Annotated in this window: 14 protein-coding genes; 11 read left to right on the forward strand and 3 right to left on the reverse strand. The window is 48.7% G+C overall.

Annotated features, from left to right (window positions below; genetic code table 11):
- Positions 1–220: 220 nt before the first annotated feature.
- From dgoD to NE473_RS22290, 5 genes are all read left to right on the forward strand, one after another.
- Positions 221–1,372, forward strand: coding sequence for a galactonate dehydratase (gene dgoD, locus NE473_RS22270; RefSeq protein ID WP_055650937.1), 1,152 nt, complete (start codon positions 221–223; stop codon positions 1,370–1,372).
- A gap of 27 nt (positions 1,373–1,399) precedes the next feature.
- Positions 1,400–2,761, forward strand: coding sequence for an ABC transporter substrate-binding protein (locus NE473_RS22275; protein ID WP_055650936.1), 1,362 nt, complete (start codon positions 1,400–1,402; stop codon positions 2,759–2,761).
- A gap of 72 nt (positions 2,762–2,833) precedes the next feature.
- Complete coding sequence (locus NE473_RS22280; protein WP_207636235.1) at positions 2,834–3,724, forward strand: carbohydrate ABC transporter permease; 891 nt, start codon at positions 2,834–2,836, stop codon at positions 3,722–3,724.
- On the forward strand, positions 3,717–4,550 hold the full coding sequence (locus NE473_RS22285) for a carbohydrate ABC transporter permease (protein ID WP_055650935.1): 834 nt from the start codon (positions 3,717–3,719) through the stop codon (positions 4,548–4,550). The genes NE473_RS22280 and NE473_RS22285 overlap by 8 nt, the downstream gene beginning before the upstream one ends.
- 137 nt (positions 4,551–4,687) lie before the next feature.
- Positions 4,688–5,467 (forward strand): IclR family transcriptional regulator, encoded by a 780-nt coding sequence (locus tag NE473_RS22290; RefSeq protein WP_055650934.1) that lies wholly within the window; start codon positions 4,688–4,690, stop codon positions 5,465–5,467.
- A 147-nt stretch (positions 5,468–5,614) separates the two neighbouring features.
- Here NE473_RS22290 and NE473_RS22295 read toward each other — a convergent pair whose 3' ends face one another.
- Genes NE473_RS22295 through NE473_RS22305 form a run of 3 tightly spaced genes read right to left on the reverse strand, consistent with a single transcriptional unit; the run spans position 5,615 to position 8,560 of the window.
- Positions 5,615–6,709 carry an amidohydrolase family protein gene (locus NE473_RS22295; RefSeq protein WP_055650933.1) on the reverse strand — a complete coding sequence of 365 codons (1,095 nt, stop codon included), beginning with the start codon at positions 6,707–6,709 and terminating at the stop codon, positions 5,615–5,617.
- A complete protein-coding gene (locus tag NE473_RS22300; RefSeq protein WP_256265387.1) occupies positions 6,699–7,856 on the reverse strand; it encodes an aminotransferase class V-fold PLP-dependent enzyme in 1,158 nt (385 codons plus the stop codon). Before NE473_RS22300 ends, NE473_RS22295 begins: the two co-directional genes overlap by 11 nt.
- Positions 7,853–8,560, reverse strand: coding sequence for a helix-turn-helix transcriptional regulator (locus NE473_RS22305; protein ID WP_055650931.1), 708 nt, complete (start codon positions 8,558–8,560; stop codon positions 7,853–7,855). The genes NE473_RS22300 and NE473_RS22305 overlap by 4 nt, the downstream gene beginning before the upstream one ends.
- A 372-nt stretch (positions 8,561–8,932) precedes the next feature.
- On the opposite strand from NE473_RS22305, the gene proC reads away from it, so the two are divergent.
- The 6 genes from proC to NE473_RS22335 all read left to right on the forward strand — a co-directional run bounded on the left by proC (position 8,933) and on the right by NE473_RS22335 (position 15,444).
- Positions 8,933–9,730, forward strand: a complete 798-nt coding sequence (proC, locus tag NE473_RS22310) for a pyrroline-5-carboxylate reductase (protein ID WP_055650930.1) — start codon at positions 8,933–8,935, stop codon at positions 9,728–9,730.
- Between the two features lie 58 nt (positions 9,731–9,788).
- A complete protein-coding gene (locus NE473_RS22315) occupies positions 9,789–10,337 on the forward strand; it encodes an NUDIX hydrolase (protein ID WP_006773372.1) in 549 nt (182 codons plus the stop codon).
- Positions 10,338–10,401: 64 nt separating this feature from the next.
- Positions 10,402–11,025 (forward strand): stage II sporulation protein M, encoded by a 624-nt coding sequence (locus NE473_RS22320; RefSeq protein WP_022030075.1) that lies wholly within the window; start codon positions 10,402–10,404, stop codon positions 11,023–11,025.
- Positions 11,026–11,277: 252 nt separating this feature from the next.
- Positions 11,278–12,165: a site-specific tyrosine recombinase XerD gene (xerD, locus tag NE473_RS22325; protein ID WP_006773370.1), complete on the forward strand. Its 888-nt coding sequence runs from the start codon at positions 11,278–11,280 to the stop codon at positions 12,163–12,165.
- A gap of 223 nt (positions 12,166–12,388) precedes the next feature.
- Entirely contained in the window at positions 12,389–13,615 is a 1,227-nt protein-coding gene (locus NE473_RS22330; protein ID WP_070102814.1) for an AraC family transcriptional regulator, read from the forward strand.
- Between the two features lie 104 nt (positions 13,616–13,719).
- Entirely contained in the window at positions 13,720–15,444 is a 1,725-nt protein-coding gene (locus NE473_RS22335; RefSeq protein ID WP_070102812.1) for a glycoside hydrolase family 3 protein, read from the forward strand.
- Positions 15,445–15,485 lie beyond the last annotated feature (41 nt).

Consider the following 15,485-nt stretch of genomic DNA (forward strand, 5'->3'; position numbering starts at 1 on the left):
TTGTTTTTTATTGAAAAGAAAATATAAATATAATATGCAATAAAAAATCCGATACAAAAGAAAGAAAACCTACATAATAGACAATGAAATGCGAAAAAAAAGATTTTCTGTATTGACAGATGGAAAAACATGGGGTATAGTAAAAATATGGTTGATATAAGGAATTGAGTTCTTATATACGAACAAAAATATTGAAACAGAAAGGGATGCAGGGAGAGAAATGAAAATTACAGACATGAAGCTCTATTTTATGCCACACCGTTTTCTTTTGTTAAAGATTGAGACGGATGCGGGAATCTGCGGATGGGGAGAACCGCTGGTAGAGGGAAGAGCTGCTACACTGGAAGCTTCCGTGAATGAATGGCGCGACTATTTTATAGGAAAAGATCCGTTACGGATCGAGGAACACTGGCAGACCATGTACCGCCGCGCTTTCTATCGGGGAGGCCCGGTGCTGATGAGCACAATTGCCGGTATTGACCAGGCGCTGTGGGATATCAAAGGGCATTATTATCATGCTCCGGTATATGAGATGCTGGGGGGAAGAGTTAAGGATAAGATTAAAGTATATCGGAGCATTCACGGAGATACACCGGAAGAAGTGGCAGCGGATGCAAAGCTGGCTGTAAAGGAAGGCTATACAGTCATTAAGACCTCACCTACAGATCCTACCCATTATGTGGATACGCTGCAAAGTGTGAATAAGCTGGTGGAAAAGGTGGGGGCAATTCGTGATGCTATTGGAAACAACATTGATATGGCCATCGATTTTCACGGAAGAATTCACAAGCCCATGGCAAAAGTGCTGGTACGGGAATTAGATCAGTTCCATCCGCTCTTTATGGAAGAACCGGTGCTTCCTGAGAATAAGGAGGCGCTGCGCGAGGTCGCAAAGTATACATCTGCACCGATTGCCATTGGAGAGAGAATGTACAGCAGATGGGATTACAAATCACTGTTTGAGCAGGGGTACGTGGACATCATTCAGCCTGATTTGAGTCATGCAGGCGGGATCAGTGAGGCGAGAAGAATCGCTGCAATGGCAGAAGCTTACGATGTGGCGGTGGCACCTCACTGCCCCTTAGATGCGATAGCATTTTCTTCCTGTATTCAGATGGGAGCGGCAACACCGAACCTTGTGCTCCAGGAACAGAGTATTGATATTCATGATGCCAGCGATGCAAACCCGAGAATTAATTTCTTAAAGAATAAAGAAGTATTTCATTTTGAAAACGGCTTCGTTGAGATTCCGGAAGGGCCGGGACTCGGCGTGGAGGTGGACGAGGAAATCGTTCAGGAACAGAATAAGAATCGCCATAACTGGAAGAATCCGATGTGGCGGACCTATGATGGAACACCAATTGAGTGGTAAAGAAAAGCAATACAAGGAGGAGAAGAAATGGTTAAAAAGAATTTGGCAATTGGATTATCAGTAGTGATGGCAGCTTCCATGCTTGCAGGATGCGGCGGAAAAGAAGCGGCGCCGGAGACGACAGCGGCAGCAGCAGAGACTCAGCAGACAGAAGCTGCAAAGACAGAGGGGGATACGGAAGCTGCAGAGGAAAAGAGTGGAGAGAATGTGACGATTACTTATATTTCGTCCACGATTCTGGAGTCTCCGGAGGGAGACTTCGAAAAGAAGTGCATAGAGGAGTTTAATGCACTGGGCAATGGAATTACCGTGGAGGTAGAGGGCGTCAGCGCGAACGACCTGATGAAAAAGTACATAACCCTTGCAACATCGAATTCCATGCCGGACTTTTTTATGGCCAATATGCTGGATACCGCTACAATTGTAGACATGGGGCTGGCTGCGGAAATCGCTCCGATTTTTGGTCAGGATTATGTCGACGGCTTTGAGGATGTCAGCCTTGCAAGCGCTAGTGTTGATGGAGTGGCATACGGTGCACCATGGTTCAGCGGAGCATCAGGGATCGTATACCGTAAGGATATCTTTGATGAAAAGGGAGTAGCGGTTCCGAAAACATGGGATGAGTATGTTGAGGTATCCAAAGCCCTGACCGGAGACGGAGCCTACGGCAATACGCTGGTGGGTGCAAACAACGGTTCCGGAGCAGGCAGATTCCAGTATGTAATCCGTAACTTTGGAGTAGACGAGTTTGTTCAGGGAGATGACGGAACATGGACTACGGATATCGGCTCTCAGAAGTATATTGATGCACTGCGCGCCTATACCGATCTGGATGTAACGTATCATACCTGCCCTCCGGGAGTCATAGAGACCGATTATCCAACTGCAGTGAATCTGTTTTCCTCCGGCAAAGCAGCCATGCTGATTACCGGTTCCAACGCAATTGGTGCCATTACCTCTCAGGTTCCGGAATTAAAAGGTAAACTCGGTTCCTTCCCGGTGCCGGCAGTAGAACGTTCCGTCAGTACACCGGGCGGTTTTGGATACTTCATTACACCTGGTAAGCATGAGAAGGAATCCGCAGAATTTATTAAATTTATGCTTGAGAAGGAAAGAGCCCTTGAATTTTCCGTTATGACGGGCCGTCTTCCAACCCGTACAGAGACTCTTGACGATCCCAGCATCAACGATATGCCGGAACTGGCCGGTTTCCTGGAAGCACGCCAGACTATTTATGAAACACCGAACATTCCAGGCTACAGTGAGGTCAACGATGTACACGGTCAGGCATATCAATCCGTATTTACCGGAGAATCAACTGTAGAAGAAGCTGCGGCCAAAGCACAGAAGAGAGCACAGGAGATCTGTGACGCCGCGAATGAAGGTTAATGGTTCAGTCAGGAAAGACCGGCTCTGCCCTCCGGCAGCCGGTCTCTTCTGTATGTCGAGGGGAGTGATTATTTGAAGCACGGAATGAATGGAACGATGAACCGGGTAAAAACGAGGGCAGCGGCTTATGGCTTTGTCACGCCTGCAGTCATCACTTTGGCTTTGCTGCTTCTTTATCCGTTCTGTTATGGTATCTATATCAGTTTTTTTAAGACGAATCTGGTCAATAAATGGAACTTTATCGGTCTGAAAAACTATGCAAAGGTTTTAACTGAGGCTGATTTTTATTCCAGCATGAAGATCACGCTGATCTTTACGGTTGGGGTTGTTCTGGGACACTTTATTTTCGGATTTTTATTTGCGGTTATGCTAAACCGGGATATAAAGGGACGCACCATATTCCGGGCTGTCTTACTGCTTCCATGGCTTTTTCCGGAAGTCGTGATTGCGAATCTGTGGAGATGGATTTTCAACCCCACGATGGGCTTTTTAAACAGCACTCTGGTGTCTGTGGGAATACTTAAGGAGCCGATGTCCTGGCTGGGATCCCCCAAACTTGCACTTGCGGTATTGATCTTTATCTGTATCTGGAAGGGCTATCCTCTCGTGATGATCCAGCTGCTGGCCGGCCTGCAGACCGTTCCGGGAGATATCATCGAGGCAGCCAGAATCGACGGAGCGGGCAACTGGAAAACCTTTTGGTATGTGACGGTTCCCAGTATGAAATCGACACTTTCTGTCACACTGATTCTTGATGTCGTATGGTGGTTCAAGCATGTGACGATGATATGGCTGCTGACTCAGGGAGGCCCCAACGGTGCCACCAATACCATTGGCGTCAACATCTATAAGCGGGCTTTTGAATTCTTTGATTTCGGCCCGTCATCTGCCCTGGCGGTAGTAGTGTTCCTGATCTGTATCGTTATCAGTATACTTCAGAGGAGGTTGTTAAAGGATGAATAGTCAGAAGAGAGTAAACGCGCTTTGTTATTTCGGATTGACTCTGGGAAGCCTCATTGTCCTTGTACCGATTCTCTATATGGCCTCCACCTCGTTTAAGTCCATCAATGAAATTATGACCAGCTCCACCGTAACGATGTTCCCAAAGAAATTTTCTACGGAAGCGTATAAAAATGTGATTACAGAGTATCCGTTTTTTACCTATTTAAAGAACAGCGTGGTCATCTCTGTGACTGCAACCGTGCTTGCGGTTCTGTTCTCCACACTGGCCGGTTATGGATTTTCGCGTTTCCAGTTCAGGGGAAAAGGTATGATCATGATGTTCATTCTCGTGACGCAGATGTTTCCGGCGGTTATGCTGTTCGTGCCCTATTATAAGCTCCTTACCATCTATGGTCTGGCGAATTCCAGAAGAGGAATCATTCTGGTACACATTGCCAGTGTCATACCTTTCTGTTCCTGGATGATGTATGGATTTTTCAACAGTATTTCCAGGGAGCTGGACGAGGCGGCCAGAATCGATGGATGCAGCCATTTGAAGATATTCTGGAAGATTATTGCCCCGTTGACGCTGCCGGGTCTGATCTCCACAACGATTTATGCGTTCATCCAGAGCTGGAATGAATATATGTTTACCATGCTGTGTATCACATCGGACAAGATGAAAACTCTGCCGGTAGCCATTGGGCAGATGGCGAGCTATGATAAGATCATGTGGAATGACTTGATGGCCGCTTCCCTGCTGTCCAGTCTTCCGGTTGTGGTGATGTTTATTTTCCTGCAGCGCTATTTTATCAGCAGTATGACGCAGGGCGCTGTAAAAGGCTGATTAAAATACTTGTACTAATTGAAAAAAGTGTGTACAATATGGGTAACTATTCAGCTGTGCGGCAGTTTACACATTACCCGAACATAAGAAGGTGTACGGCTGAAGCGTTACAATATGGAAAAAAGAGGTGTAAGAAAGTGCCAAATGAGGAACTTCACCGCGCAACGAAACGTGTGATTGATACGCTGGAGCAGCTGACGGCGGCGCCCCCACAGGGAATGACGCTGACAGAGCTGGCTTCCGCATTAAAAGCTCCGAAAAGCAGCCTGTTCCCGATTGTACATACGCTCTGTGAGCTTCACATGCTGTCCCTGAATTCCGACACGGGCCGGTACTGTATCGGATACAAGGCCTATGAAATAGGTAATGTATATTTAAGGAGAGGTGGTCTCACCACTGATATTCAGACACAGATGCACACGATCGTGGAAGCCTGCGGCGAGACCTGTTACTTTGCCCAGCTGGTAGACGGAGATGTATTCTACCTTTACAAAGTAGATTCCACCGAGCCGGTCCGTTCTGTGGTATCACCGGGCCAGCGGCTGCCTGCCTATGCTACGGGAATCGGTAAAGCACTGCTGTCGGGCAAATCGAAGGATGAACTGAAACGGCTGTATCCGGACGGTTTAAAAGCGCTGACTCCAAATACGATTACCGATATAGACAGACTTTCCTACCAGCTGGATGAGATACAGAGAAACGGACTTGCGTTTGAATGTGAGGAATCGACACAGTATATTCGCTGTGTGGCGGTGCCAATCCGCCGGGATGGCGGCGTCATTGCGGCTATGAGTATTGCCATGCCGGTATTCCGGTATGATCCGGAAAAGGAGGCGCTCACAATCAGACTTTTAAGAGAAGCACAGCTCCGTTTGGAGAAGTTGCTGAAGAATGCAGATTTTAACGGAATTATGTAGTTGGAACCGGCTATGCAGATGTTAAGAAGGTAAGACCGGACTGAGAGATATCTTAATGAAAATAAGAAACAGCGGAACTCCGTGGATTGGAATAATCCCTGGAGTTCCGCTGTTTTTGCAGCAGCAGACTTCCATTTTATAAATGCTCTATAATTGGGCAGGAGCCTTACGATACTCCCCGTTCAGTATGACACCCTCTGTCAAAAACGCCCTGTGAAAGGTCCGTGTATTTCCCTGACAATCCTCATAGGCCTCCGTGTGATCCACAATCCGGAACAGCGTGGCGTTCCGGACTGTGCTTAAGCGGCACCAGTCGGTGAGCCCCAGTGCCATCGCAGGGCCGGCGGTGACTCCGTAGAGTATGTCTTCCAGAGAAACGCCGCAGCCGTATAGTTTGGAGAGCAGGACTGGCATGCTGCGCACCAGTTTTTTCACGGAGCTTTGATGCAGATCTGTTCCCATCAGGACGCGGGGCAGCGGATGGCGGATTGCCCGTTCAAATACGTTGAAATCGAAGCTGCTGCTTCCGTGCCCAACATCGAGCCATACGCCTCGGTCAATCAGTTTTTGAAGTGCGTCTGACGGTGTTCCGTCAGGGTTCCATACGTCGCCGCCGCGTCCATTGAACACATGGGTGAGGATGTCCCCTTTTTCAAAATATGGTTCCATATCCTTTAAATACGGGGGATTTCCTCCGACATGGACCATCATCGGCACATGGACCTTCCTGGCGGCCAGACTGGCTAAACGCAGCGGTTCGAGCCCTTCATGACGGATAGTCTCACTGCCCATACGCACTTTTACACCGGAGATCAGCCCGGGATATTCGGCTATACAGGCGGCACAGCGGTCGGCATCTAAATACTGCATGGCATTGTAATCATGATGGAAGATCACACCGATCGGGCTGATGCAGAGAAACAGCCGGATATTTGTTTCAATGGCGGGCGCCACATACTTCGTAAAGCCATGAATCGTATACTCTCCTACAGTTCCGGCATCGACCAGAAGACAGGTCCCTGTTTTCCAGCCGACCGCATCGGCCTCGGTTCCGAAGAGACCGAAACCGTCAAAGATGTGAGTATGCATGTCGATCCATCCGGGGCTTAAGAATAAGTCTGTTTCAGCGGGACCGTCGTTTCGGTATTCGACATGCCAGTCGCCGTCACAGCCGCTTAGTTCGCCGTTCAGAAAACGGTTTTTGTCAGCATCATAGTACCGGACCAGCGTTTTATCGTTCATGCCGGTTCCTCCTTTCCGGTAAAGTAAGGAAACGATTCAGCTTTTTTATCAGGACAGGAAGATCCGGTTCACGAAGATTGATGGCATTTAAGAAAACGCGGCACGGATCACCAGTGGGATCACCAGGGTGGAAGGTGCCAATGTCAATCCGTTCCGGCGCGGAATAAAGGAAATCATAGCACTCTTTTCCGGTGGTGCCATCGGTAAACTGAAGATAGAGCATGGGGATCCGCTGCCCCAGACGCCCGTTTTCCTCTATGCAGCTGTGGTAACCGGGAACGTCAGAGAGAGAGGACTGTATGTTCTCCAGAATTGTCTTTAATTTCTGATAGTCTGCTTCCTCATCCAGGTCCAGAAAATCCATGCAGGCACGGTAAAACGCTGCATATTCTTCCTTGCCGACCTTGTATGGGCGGCCGATTCTTACATTAGGGCTGGCCATAGCCCGGCAGTGGTCGAGAATCTGATGACGGCCCAGCACGATTCCTGTTGTCTGCGGCCCGTTTATAAATTTTCCGCCGCTGAAAATAACAGCATCCGCTTTTAAATCTACCGTATACCAGGACATCAGAGATTTAGGGGGAAGCTGCGCAGCCGCATCCACGATAACAGGTACACCGGCTGCGTGTGCTGTCTCGATGATATCCTTTAAGTCGGGAGTCGTCCATTCGTAAACGGTTCCGGTGAAGAAAAATACGGCAGCCGTCTTCGGACCGATGGCTTCCCGAAGCGCTGAAATGCTGTCTTCCACAGGAATCAGCGATGCGCCCGAAAGTTCCGTTAAATGCCAGTATGGAAGAATCGGGCAGTTTTTCTGAGAGGCAAATACAATGATCTCATTTTTGGGACAGGCGGATGCATCCGGCAGCTGGTACATCAGCTCTTCGTTGCCCATGGTCATACAGGCACTGACCGTGAGTACCACGCAGGCCCCCGCCCCCGAGGAGATGAATGCCGTCTCATTGCCGGTCCGCTCTGCGATTCGTCTGCAGATGGCGTCAGACAGTTCTCCGATATCTGCAAAGCTTTCTGCAGCTTCCTGCATGGCCTCCAGTGTGCGGCGGCTCATGCGGGAACCGCCGATCCGTGTGTAAGTATCGCTGGCATTGATAATCGTGTCAACGTTCAGTTCTTCATAAATATTCATTTCTCCTCTGTCCCTTCTCTTTTGGTATTGGAATCGGAATCCCCATGTTCCGTTCTGGCCAGATCCAGATAGTTATACAGCGTATAACGGGAAATCTTTAAGTAATCACAGACCCGCTCGCTGGCCTTTGTAATCAGAAAAGCGCCCTTCGCATCCAGGTACCCTGTAAAACGGATTTTTTCCAGGCGGTTCATCTCATCAACCGGTTTACCGATCATCTCGCCGGCCTGTTCGATCAGAAAATCCAGTACATCACTGATATTGCCTGCAAATGTTTCCCTGCATTCTTCCACCGGCTTTTCTGTTTCCATACCGGGAACGTATTGGTTGTACTGATGGAGAATTCCTTCCAGGGCCACCGTCTGTGTGATATCCAGATTAATGCAGAACGAGCCGATCACCTTTCCGTCATCGTCATAGAGAAACATGGTGGATGAACGCAGGATTTTTCCGTCCGGAGTGTGGACAACGTAGTTATACCGGTCACCGTCCTTTACTTCACCGCGCAGTACCTCAAGGCCAAGATTGCTTCCGCAGTCACCGATCTTACGGCCGGTAATGTGACCGTTGCGGATATCGACAACCGTATGGGCATAATCTTTGGTCAGATCATGCAGAATCAGTTCACAGCGATTGCCGAATTCATTCTCCATCATGTTTAAGAGTCTCTGCCAGAATGCCCAGTTGTCGTAGACTGTTTTCATAAATTTCCTCCGTTTTTGTTGTATTGTTTTCCATGATTTCAGTGTACCACTGTGAAAAACGATAGTCAAACAAAAAGTTGAAAATGCATAGAAAAATAACAAAAAATATGGAGAATAGCTGACAAAATGTTGAAAAATAAGAGCGAAAGATGATAGAAATAAAATTAAATATTGAAAACAGTCAATAATAATCAACAAACAGTTAGAAAAAAGAAGGACAGGTTATTGATAGACTTCCTCCGCATTATTTTTTAAAAAAGGGATTTCCCAGTCAGCCGGGCATTGAATAATAAATCGAACAGTGCTAGAATATGTATCATTGAAACTGAAAAGAGAGGCAACTTTCTATATAAGGAACAGGAGGCACCGGATATGGCAAAGATAGGTATTATCGGCATCGGCAACATGGGCAGTGCAATTTTAAAGGGACTGCTTCACGTATATGGAAAAAACGACATAATCTTTACCGATGTAAACAGGGAGAAGTGTGAAGAGATCACAAATGAGACGGGAGTTGCTTATGCAGGCAGCAACGCGGAGTGTGCCAATCAGGCAAAATACATCATTCTTGCGGTAAAACCTCAGTATTTCGACCCGGTGCTTAAAAATATCCGCAACGTGGTGACGGAGGCCAACGTGATTATCTCCATTGCACCGGGAATTACCATCGGCCAGCTGAAGGAAAAGCTGGGAATAGAAAAGCGGGTGGTGCGGGCGATGCCGAATACACCGGCGCTTCTCGGCGAAGGGATGACAGGCGTATGCTACGATGCGGAAGCCTTTGACGACGGGGAGAAAGATACCATTCGGGATATTTTTACATCATTCGGCGAGATGTGCATCGTGGAAGAGCGGCTGATGAGCGCGGTTGTCTGTGCCAGCGGAAGTTCTCCTGCTTATGTATACATGTTTATCGAGGCTCTGGCTGACAGCGCAGTGAAATACGGTCTCCCCAGGGATACTGCATACAGGATGGCGGCCCAGACTGTACTGGGAAGCGCGAAGATGGTGCTGGAAACCGGGGAGCATCCGGGCGCACTGAAAGACAAGGTCTGCTCGCCGGGCGGTACGACTATCGCAGCGGTAGCGGCACTGGAAGAACATGGTTTCCGCAGTGCGGTGATCAAGGCGGGGGACGCCTGTTATGAGAAATGCGAGAACATGAAGTAGCCAGCTGAAAAAAGAATTTATGAAATGAAAAATAAAGGGTGAAATTGGAGGATATCATATGGAACAGCCGCCGGTAAAGCGTTTAAACAGGGAACTTAAATATCAGGGCACTATTTTAAAAATATACGAGGATACCGTGGAAGCTAACGGCCACGAGGCTCACTGGGATTTTATCCACCACAACGGTGCGGCTGCGGTGGTTCCCGTGACGAAGGAGGGAAAGCTTCTGATGGTTCGCCAGTACCGGAATGCGCTGGACCGCTATACGCTGGAGATTCCGGCCGGAGCTCTGGATTATCCGGAGGAGCCGAAGCTGGACTGCGCCCACCGGGAGCTGGAGGAGGAGACCGGTTTTAAGACGGAAAAGGAGAAAATGGAGTATTTAATCAGCGTAAATACGACAGTAGCCTTCTGTGACGAAGCTATCGACATCTTTGTAGCAAGGGAGCTGGAGCCGTCCAGACAGAATCTCGACGACGATGAGTGTATCGATGTGGAAGAATGGACGGTAGCTGATTTAGAGAAGCTGATATTTGAAGGAACAATTACGGACGGAAAGACGATCGCGGCGATTCTGGCATATGCCAGAAAATACCACGTGGAATAGGGCATAGAAATCCCCCTGCAGGCATAGATTGTGACAAGACTAACCTGTGAGGGGGTTTTTATATATGGCAATACGGCTTCGGAGCATGGGAAGGGGACTTCGAATACGAAGCGGGACGTTTACGCCCATCCATTTTCAGAAGAATCCGGGGACTGCGGCGGCGGGATACGGAAGCAGCGGAAACCGTTTTATCCTGTTTTTCTTTGCCGGACTCCTGGCAGGAACAGCAGCGGCTAATTTTCTGCATGCCTCGTTAAGCGATCAGGCGGGGTACTACTTAAATCTGCTGAGCCACCAGTCTGATCTGGGGAGATCGGAGCAGCTGGCGCTGTTTGGTGATATCTGCCGTCAGAGGATCATCGAGGTACTGATTGCCTGGCTGATCGGTTTAACCGCCTATGCGGTGCCGTGCTTTTGTGTCCTGAGCGCCGGCTTCGGCCTGTCGGTGGGGGTGGTCTTATCCGTTATGACGGGGCTGAAGGGGATTTTAGGGCTCCCGTTTTTTCTTGCGAGTGTGATGCCGCAGGCATTTCTATATGTCCCGGTCTGGTGTCTGCTGCTGTTGTGGGGAATACGGAGAAACGGCAGGCTGAGAATTCCGGCCCTGCTTCTGGTACTGGCCTTTGTTGCGGCCGGCAGTGCCTGCGAGGTATGGCTGAATCCCTTCTTCCTGGGGATGGCCGGGTAAAATGCCGGAAAGGCCGCATGAAAAGGGCTTTTCAGGCGAAATGATAAAAAAAATATTTAAAACTTTTTTTACAACATGTTGCGAGAAAATACCCTGCATTTCCAACATGTTGTACTTTTTATGTAAAGTAGTACGAAAATGCCCCTAAAGTGGGAAAAATGTGTTTGATTTTATCGAAATAACTCTATATAATGGATAGGAAGAAGCCGATTTTGGGGCTGTTTTGATACCGGCAGGTTAGGGGACGTAGAGATGGTTACGGAGATAAATGAGTTTGTAAAGTACTTAAGAGAGGTGAAGAAAACCTCTAAGAATACGGAGGTCTCTTATCACAGAGACTTACTGCAGATGGCTTCCTATCTGGAGGAGCAGGGAATTACGGATGTGGAGAAGGTAACAAAGACAAGCCTTAATTCCTATGTGCTGCATCTGGAGAAGGAGGGCAGAGCTACTACAACCATTTCCAGAACTCTGGCATCCATGAAAGCGTTTTTCCACTATGAATATGGGGAGGGACGGATTCGCAGAGATCCGGCAGAACTCATAAAAGCTCCGAAGATTGAGAAGAAAGCCCCGACCATACTGACCGTGGAGGAAGTGAACAGTCTGCTGGAGCAGCCGACCGGAGATTCGCCGAAGGAGCTTCGGGACAAGGCTATGCTGGAGCTTCTTTACGCCACGGGAATCCGGGTTTCGGAGCTGATTCATTTAAAGGTAGAAGACATGAATCTGGCAGTTGGTTTTATCACCTGCCGGGATGAACATAAAGAACGCATGATTCCTTTCGGTAAGGTTGCCAGGCAGGCCATGGTGAATTATATGGAAAGCGGGCGTGCCAGTCTGCTGAAGGGCCAGGAGAGTGAATGGCTGTTTACCAACTGCAGCGGACGGCCGATGAGCAGACAGGGATTTTGGAAGATTATCAAATATTATGGAGAGAAGGCCGGTATTCAGGCGGATATTACGCCTCATACACTGCGCCATTCCTTTGCCGCACACCTTCTGGGGAATGGAGCCGATATCCACGCGGTGCAGGCCATGATGGGCCATTCTGATATGGCCACGACACAGATGTACATGAATTATACCCGGGGTGAGGCGGTTCGCAGCGCCTATGCGGGAGCCCATCCGAGAAATTAATATGGTATGTTACAGGCAGAGCCAGATTTTCGTCAATCTGGCTTTTTTTTGTGCAAAACAATAGAATATCATGGTAAATGATCATTTTAAGTGAAAATTATACGATATAACCTTTAAATTGTTCTACCGACTCCAAACTGTTTTACGGTATATTAGCAAATAGAAGGCTGACAGTTTTCCCGTACACGGGATTTGTACACTTAGGAAACAGATGGAGGAAAAGATGCAGGTAGATTTACTGGAAGTCACAGAGGCGTTTGTAGTAAGCTTTGGAGTCAATATGACAGTCATAAAAACACCTGATGACGATATCGGGAATTTTGACCTGGGTATCAGGAGGACGTTCAGGAAAGAGGAAAGTGCAGGGCAGACAGTGAAGCATCTGTACAGGATCTGCCGGGAGGGCGCCCTGTACTTTTTAGATGACTGCTTTGAAATGGAATACTGTCTGTTCCGGATCCCCCGGGAAGAAAGCCAGTACGGGGAACTGGTATTAATCGGGCCGTATCAGAAGGAACTGGTGGATGAGTATCAGCTCAATCTGCTGGTGCAGTCTCACAGAATCCCCATGGGGCTGATGGCAGAGCTACAGGAATACTATCATGCGGTTCCTGTCATACTGCTTTATGAGACCTGGATGTCTGTACTCACGGCTATGGTCAGAAAACTCTACGGGGACCGGGAAGTGGAGATCGTTCTCCGGGAAAGTCTTGACGAGTACGGGGATACCAATATTGTCAGCAGCCATCCGGATGAGCCGCTGGCGGTAAAACTGATCGAAGACCGTTACAAAGCGGAGGAGGAACTGATGGCGGCCATAACCCAGGGCAATATGGAGAAAGCCTTAAAGGCGCAGGGGAAATTCCGCAATTTCCAGATTGCCAGGCGGTATAAGGACCCTGCGAGGAATTTCAGGAATCTTATGATTACAGCCAATACTCTTTGCCGGAAAGCCGCCCAGGCAGGAGGCGTCCATCCGGTCCATATCGATGAATTATCCTGTAAATGTGCGAAGAAGATAGAAACGCTGATGACAAAGCAGGAGGCGGACCGGTTTAATCTGGAGATGGTCCGCAAGTACTGCATGCTTGTGAGAAATTATTCTCTGCAGGGATATTCACCGCTGGTACAGAAGGTGGTCAACCATATTGATTTAAATCTGGTGTCCGACCTGTCCTTAAGAAATCTGGCGGCAGAATTCAATGTCAACCCCAGCTATCTGTCTTCTCTGTTTAAAAAAGAAATGTCGGTGACCATTACGGCCTATGTGAATCAACAGAGGATGAAACAGGCAATCCGTTATTTAAATACCACCAATATGCAGATACAAAATATTGCGGCAGATGTGGGAATCTCGGATGTCAACTATTTCAGCAAGCTGTTTAAACGGGCTACAGGTAAAACGCCCAGCGAGTATCGGGAGCTGATTCTTGTCAGGTCCCAGCTGTAGGGAAGGAAGAAAAAAAGTTATAATTTTACAGATTTCAACAAAAATTCTCCTCATGCATTTTTCTGAGCGATGTTAAAATGTCGTTAGAAAAGGAGGACGAACCTATGATAGATTTACGTTCAAAGCCATTTTACCTGTCTGATGAAGACATCGCCTGGGTAGAGGAGACAAAAGCCGGACTTTCCCTGGATGAGAAGATCGGCCAGCTGTTTGTCGATATGCTCTGGGGCGATACGGATGAGGAAATTAAGAGGAGGATTGACACGTACGGGATCTCCGGTTTCCGTTACAACAACCTTCCGGCTGAAGATCTGTATCACCAGAATGAAGTGATTCAGCGGTGCAGCAGGGTTCCGGCACTGATTGCGGCCAATGTCGAATCCGGCGGAAACGGTGCTGTGACAGGAGGAACGAGGCTGGGCGATCCGGTCGCCATCGGAGCTTCCGGCAGTGCGGAAAATGCCTATTACATGGGATACTACGGCTGTAAAGAGGCGGCGTCCGTCGGCTGTAACTGGACATTTGCCCCTGTCGTGGATATCAACAAAAACTGGCGCAACTGCGTGGTATCCAACCGGTGCTTCGGCAGTGATGCGGATATGGTGCTTGAGATGGGAAAGGAATACATGAGAGGCGCTGGGGACGCGGGTCTTGCCTGCTGCATGAAACATTTCCCGGGTGACGGTCTTGACGAGAGAGACCAGCATATCGTGACGACCATCAACACCATGACCTGTGAGGAATGGGATGAAACCTTCGGAAAGGTTTACAAAGGCATGATCGATGCCGGCGTCCAGTCCGTGATGGTTGGTCACATCGCGCTTCCAGGCTACAGCCGTAAGCTGTGCCCCGGTATCCGGGATGAGGATATCATGCCCGCAACGATTTCCAAAGAACTTTTAACCGGTCTGCTCCGCGGGCAGCTGGGATTCAATGGTCTCATCATTACGGATGCCACCCATATGGTCGGACTTACATCCAAGATGAAGCGAAGCGAATTTGTGCCGTATGTGATCGAAGCAGGCTGTGATATGGTGCTTTATTACAGGGATAAAGACGAGGATGTGGAGAATTTTAAGGCAGGTCTGGAAAGCGGCCTCTTAAGCCGTGAGCGCTTTGATGAGGCGCTTACCCGTGTGCTTGCGATGAAAGCCATGCTGAAACTTCACAGGAAGCAGAAAGAGGGGACGCTGATGCCTCCCAAAGAGGAATTAAGTGTCATCGGCTGCCCGGAGCACAGGAAGAAAGCCAATGAAATCATTGACAATGCCATCACGCTGGTAAAGAACACCAGAAATCAGCTTCCATTGACTCCCGAAACCCATAAAAGGATTATGCTCTACAGCATCGATTCCACGCCTGCGGTTATGCGCAGCATGATGGGCGGCGGTCAGGATACGGCTGAGAGTATGATGAAGGAGTACCTGGAGGAGGCGGGATTTTCAGTAACCGTGTTCACTCCGGAGGGGAAGAATGGAAAACAGCTCCTGGCAGGTACGCCGGTGAAAGCGTTTGTCAGCCAGTTTGACGCGGTGATTCTTGTGGCCAACGTCAGCGGCTTCTCCCAGAGCAATGAGAGGCGGCTCCACTGGAGCATGCCGATGGGGCCGGATATTCCGTGGTATGTGACGGAACTGCCCACGGTATTTGTGTCGGTCAATAATCCGTTTCATCTGATCGATGTGCCTATGGTTCCGACTTATATCAATGCCTACAGTCCTGACCGCGACGTCATCCGTCAGGTCGTGGATAAGATAACCGGCAAGTCGGAATTTAAGGGAAGAAGCACAGTCGATGCTTTCTGCGGAGCCTGGGATACCCGGCTGTAGTGAGGCGGCGCTGTATAAAAATATGGTTTAAAACAATCAGG

The organism is Hungatella sp. SL.1.14, assembly GCF_024460495.1.
In the GTDB taxonomy this organism is placed as follows: Bacteria; Bacillota; Clostridia; order Lachnospirales; family Lachnospiraceae; genus Hungatella; species Hungatella hathewayi.

What these genes read in the sequence shown, in the direction of transcription:
- dgoD (WP_055650937.1), top strand. Translation starts at nt 221, where the DNA reads ATGAAAATTACAGACATGAAGCTCTATTTTATGCCACACCGTTTTCTT.
- NE473_RS22275 (WP_055650936.1), top strand. Translation starts at nt 1,400, where the DNA reads ATGGTTAAAAAGAATTTGGCAATTGGATTATCAGTAGTGATGGCAGCT.
- NE473_RS22285 (WP_055650935.1), top strand. Translation starts at nt 3,717, where the DNA reads ATGAATAGTCAGAAGAGAGTAAACGCGCTTTGTTATTTCGGATTGACT.
- NE473_RS22295 (WP_055650933.1), bottom strand. Translation starts at nt 6,709, where the DNA reads ATGAACGATAAAACGCTGGTCCGGTACTATGATGCTGACAAAAACCGT.
- NE473_RS22300 (WP_256265387.1), bottom strand. Translation starts at nt 7,856, where the DNA reads ATGAATATTTATGAAGAACTGAACGTTGACACGATTATCAATGCCAGC.
- NE473_RS22305 (WP_055650931.1), bottom strand. Translation starts at nt 8,560, where the DNA reads ATGAAAACAGTCTACGACAACTGGGCATTCTGGCAGAGACTCTTAAAC.
- proC (WP_055650930.1), top strand. Translation starts at nt 8,933, where the DNA reads ATGGCAAAGATAGGTATTATCGGCATCGGCAACATGGGCAGTGCAATT.
- NE473_RS22315 (WP_006773372.1), top strand. Translation starts at nt 9,789, where the DNA reads ATGGAACAGCCGCCGGTAAAGCGTTTAAACAGGGAACTTAAATATCAG.
- NE473_RS22320 (WP_022030075.1), top strand. Translation starts at nt 10,402, where the DNA reads ATGGCAATACGGCTTCGGAGCATGGGAAGGGGACTTCGAATACGAAGC.
- xerD (WP_006773370.1), top strand. Translation starts at nt 11,278, where the DNA reads ATGGTTACGGAGATAAATGAGTTTGTAAAGTACTTAAGAGAGGTGAAG.
- NE473_RS22330 (WP_070102814.1), top strand. Translation starts at nt 12,389, where the DNA reads ATGCAGGTAGATTTACTGGAAGTCACAGAGGCGTTTGTAGTAAGCTTT.
- NE473_RS22335 (WP_070102812.1), top strand. Translation starts at nt 13,720, where the DNA reads ATGATAGATTTACGTTCAAAGCCATTTTACCTGTCTGATGAAGACATC.